Source organism: Caldicellulosiruptor sp. F32 (genome assembly GCF_000404025.1).
In the GTDB taxonomy this organism is placed as follows: Bacteria; Bacillota; Thermoanaerobacteria; order Caldicellulosiruptorales; family Caldicellulosiruptoraceae; genus Caldicellulosiruptor; species Caldicellulosiruptor saccharolyticus.
In genome coordinates this window covers 1-3,543 of the sequence record NZ_APGP01000037.1, presented here as the reverse complement: position 1 = coordinate 3,543, position 3,543 = coordinate 1, and the positions used below count along the sequence as shown (strand labels likewise).

The window sequence follows — 3,543 nt, the reverse complement described above, 5'->3', positions numbered from 1 at the left end:
TAAAAATTTAAACAAAAAAGTTGTGTTTGTCTATATAGGCTATTGGGCATTTCACACTAAAATTAAAAGTGAAAAACAAAAATAAAAGGAGGTAAATTTTAAATGAAAAAGTGGTTAAAAGTTGTGGCTTTAGCTATTTTAGTGGTCTTTTCATTTTCAGTTGTTTTAGTCGGCCAAATGGGTGAAAAAAAGGTACAAGGTGCAACAAATGAGCTTACATTCTGGAGCTGGGTTTCTGACTCTGACACTATAAAACAGGTGTATGAGCAGGCTATCAAAGAGTTTAACTCTACTAACAAGTACGGTGTGAAAATCAAGGCTGTGTACACTCCAGGTGAGCAGTACAAAACAAAGCTCCAAACAGCAATGGCAGCAAACAATCCACCAGATATTCTCAACATGTGGGCAGCTGGTAAGATGAAACCATATGTAGATGCAAAAAGGCTTTTCCCAATTAGCGACATCATGAACAAAGACCCACAATGGAAAAACAGGTATGTCAATGGCGTTTTTGACCTGACAACTTTTGGCGGCAAAATCTATGGTATTCCTCAGATAAGAGTTGCAACAGTTATATACTACAACAAACAAATCTTTGCAAAATACAAACTCACACCTCCAAAGACATGGTCAGAGCTTGTAAATGTTATAAAGGTTTTGACTAAAAACAAAATAATACCATTTGCGCTTGATGCAAGAGACCCGTGGATCTTGGCAATGTATGCAGAGTATATTGCAAACAGAATAGACCCGGATGCTTACAGAAAAGTCCAAAAAGATCCAAACGCATGGACAGACAAAGCGTTTATTGAGACAGGCAAGAAGATACAGGAGCTTGTCAAACTTGGTGCTTTCCCAAAAGGTGCAACAAGCTTAGATTATGTTGCAGCAAGAAATCTATTTGACCAAGGAAAAGCTGCGATGTATGTCATGGGTATATGGGATGTTGGTATCTGTCAACTCAATCACCAGTCAAGAAATATGTAGGTGCATTCAAATGGCCAGCAATAGAAGGTGGAAAAGGCAATGTAAATAACTTCCTCGCAGGAATTGAACAGGTCATTGCAGTAAGTTCAAACTGCAAGAACAAACAGGCTGCTGCTGCATGGCTAAAACTTTTATCTGAACAGAGATATGCAAAGGACCTGCTGGCCGAAAAAGCAGGGTATTTCCCGACAGTAAAAGTAAATCCCGACCCAAAGAAAGTTACAGGTCTGTATCTTGAGGTTTTGAATTTATTAAAGGACCAGAACACAAAAGACTCATTCACATACTATGATGTCATGTTTGGACCAATAATTGGCGATGGATTTAACAACACAATCCAGTCAATCTATCTTGGGAAAGACCCTGTTGAGGCATTCAAAAAACTTGCAGAGATTGCTAAAAAAGAGATGAAAAAATAAAAAATTGTGAGCCGAAGAGTTGAATGTGCTCTTCGGCTCATTCTAAATATAGCAAGATAAGACAAAAAGCCTAAATAGAAAAAAGAAGAGGTGAAAAAATTGGAAAGAGCATTTGGAAATAAACTTGCTATTGCTATATTCATTGCACCAGCATTAATACTTTTTACACTGGTTATTCCTCTTCCTATTTTGCATTCTTTTTATATGAGCCTTTTTAAGTGGGATATGCTATCTACAATGACTTATGTAGGTTTTGAAAACTACAAAGAGCTCTTTTCAGATGGCATATTTTTATCCTCAATTTGGCACACGATTGAAATAACAGTGCTTTCATTAATTTTCCAGGTCACTTTAGGGCTTTTCTTGGCTCTGTGTATAGTTAACATAACAAAAGGAAGGAAATACTTTCAAAATGCTTTTTTTATACCTAATGTCTTGTCAAGTGCTGTAATAGGAATACTGTGGTTCTTTGTATATAACTACGACTTTGGGCTTATAAATTCAATTTTGAAGAGCATTGGCCTTGATTTTCTGCAACAAGAGTGGCTATCGCAAAAATATGTTATCCTTGCACTATCTATCACCACAGCTTGGCAGTGGGTGGGGTATCATATGATTTTGTATATTGCTGCTATTTCAGGAATATCACAGGATATCATTGAAGCAGCTATTGTCGATGGTGCAGAAGGATTGAAGATGGTCACTAAGATAATAATTCCCCAGATTTTACCTGTCTTGAGGGTTTCAATAGTGCTTATAATAACAGGGTCACTGAAGTACTTTGACATGGCATGGATAATGACAGAAGGCGGTCCAGATTTTGCTTCAGAGACAATTGCTACGTATATTTACAGAACAGCCTTTAACAAACTTCAGTATGGTCTTGGCAGTGCAGCGTCAACCTTTTTGTTTGTTGTAAGCATTTTAGTTACTGTTCTTATAAATAAGTTTGCTGCTAAAAGAGAAGAAGTGTACTAAGTTTTGTGAGGTGGTATGAAAGTGTTTGCAAAATACATTAAACTTTCTCCTGTGGCAAAAGCAATAATATTCGCATTTTTGACCTTTTATTCAATATTGACATTATTTCCATTAATATGGCTTGTGTACAACTCGGTAAAGACCAACAATGATTTTTTGGCAAATCCCTTTGGTTTGCCACAATTGTCCAAACTTCAACTAAAAAATTACTATGATGCATGGGTGACTATGGGAATTCAGAGGTTTACGATAAACAGTCTCATAATCTCTTCTGTAAGTGTAATTTTTTCGCTTATTATAAGCTCAATGGCAGCATATGCAATTGAGAGGATGATATGGCGATCAAGTCAAAAGGTTTTGAACTATTTTTTGTCGGGAATTATGGTCCCAATCCAAATAATATTAATTCCACTTTTTATAAACTTTAAAAAACTAAACCTTTTAGACTCCCGCATAGGACTTTTGATTCCAACAGTTGCATTTGCCCTCCCAACTTCGATTTTTATTTTAACTGGATTTTACAAGACAATCCCACGCGAATTAGAAGAGGCAGCATTGATTGACGGCTGTTCTGTCTACAAGATATTTTATAAGATTATTCTTCCATTGACCATGCCCGCTTTTGTGACAATTGCAGTATTCAATTTCCTCGGTGCATGGAACGACCTTTTGATACCCCTGGTTTTGATACAAACACCAGAAAAAATGACACTGCCTGTTGGACTTTTGAATTTTAGAGGAATGTACGGAGCTGAGCTTACCAAAATGTTTGCTGCAGTTGTAATCTCTGCAATACCAAGCATAATAATTTACTTTGTTTTGCAAGACAAACTTTTAAAAGGTATGATAGCCGGTGCTGTGAAGGGGTAATTGCTATGGTTTATGGTTTTAAGGTTTTTGGCTAAAATCAAGTGACCTTCAATCTTAAATTTGGTGCATTGATATTAATACATTTCCCATTATAATAATAAGTACACAAAACAAAAATATTAGGAGGCGATTGTATTATGAAAAAGTGTAAAAAGATTGTCAGTATTTTATTAATTTTAATTCTTATGTTAAGCTTGTTTGGTTCATTGCCACAATTTGTTTTTGCTGCCACTATCACTGTTGGTGCGGCGAGTTATACTGACACTCTACCAAGTGGGCAAGTAGGACC

General features: G+C 36.3%; 4 protein-coding genes. All 4 read left to right on the top strand.

The features are described from left to right. The first annotated feature begins 102 nt into the window (after window positions 1–102). The 4 genes from H964_RS04120 to H964_RS04110 all read left to right on the top strand — a co-directional run bounded on the left by H964_RS04120 (window position 103) and on the right by H964_RS04110 (window position 3,254). On the top strand, window positions 103–987 hold the full coding sequence (locus H964_RS04120) for an extracellular solute-binding protein (RefSeq protein ID WP_237738189.1): 885 nt from the start codon (window positions 103–105) through the stop codon (window positions 985–987). After that, on the top strand, window positions 939–1,406 hold the full coding sequence (locus tag H964_RS12815; RefSeq protein WP_237738188.1) for a hypothetical protein: 468 nt from the start codon (window positions 939–941) through the stop codon (window positions 1,404–1,406). Before H964_RS04120 ends, H964_RS12815 begins: the two co-directional genes overlap by 49 nt. A gap of 99 nt (window positions 1,407–1,505) precedes the next feature. Next, window positions 1,506–2,384: a carbohydrate ABC transporter permease gene (locus H964_RS04115; protein WP_039764905.1), complete on the top strand. Its 879-nt coding sequence runs from the start codon at window positions 1,506–1,508 to the stop codon at window positions 2,382–2,384. Window positions 2,385–2,399: 15 nt separating this feature from the next. Beyond that, the gene (locus H964_RS04110) at window positions 2,400–3,254 is read left to right on the top strand and encodes a carbohydrate ABC transporter permease (protein ID WP_039764902.1); all 855 of its coding nucleotides are present in this window, start codon (window positions 2,400–2,402) and stop codon (window positions 3,252–3,254) included. The last annotated feature ends 289 nt before the right edge of the window (window positions 3,255–3,543 follow it).

Excerpts from the sequence above, each read along its gene's own strand:
- H964_RS04120 (WP_237738189.1), top strand. The coding sequence starts at position 103 with ATGAAAAAGTGGTTAAAAGTTGTGGCTTTAGCTATTTTAGTGGTCTTT.
- H964_RS12815 (WP_237738188.1), top strand. The coding sequence starts at position 939 with ATGGGATGTTGGTATCTGTCAACTCAATCACCAGTCAAGAAATATGTA.
- H964_RS04110 (WP_039764902.1), top strand. The coding sequence starts at position 2,400 with ATGAAAGTGTTTGCAAAATACATTAAACTTTCTCCTGTGGCAAAAGCA.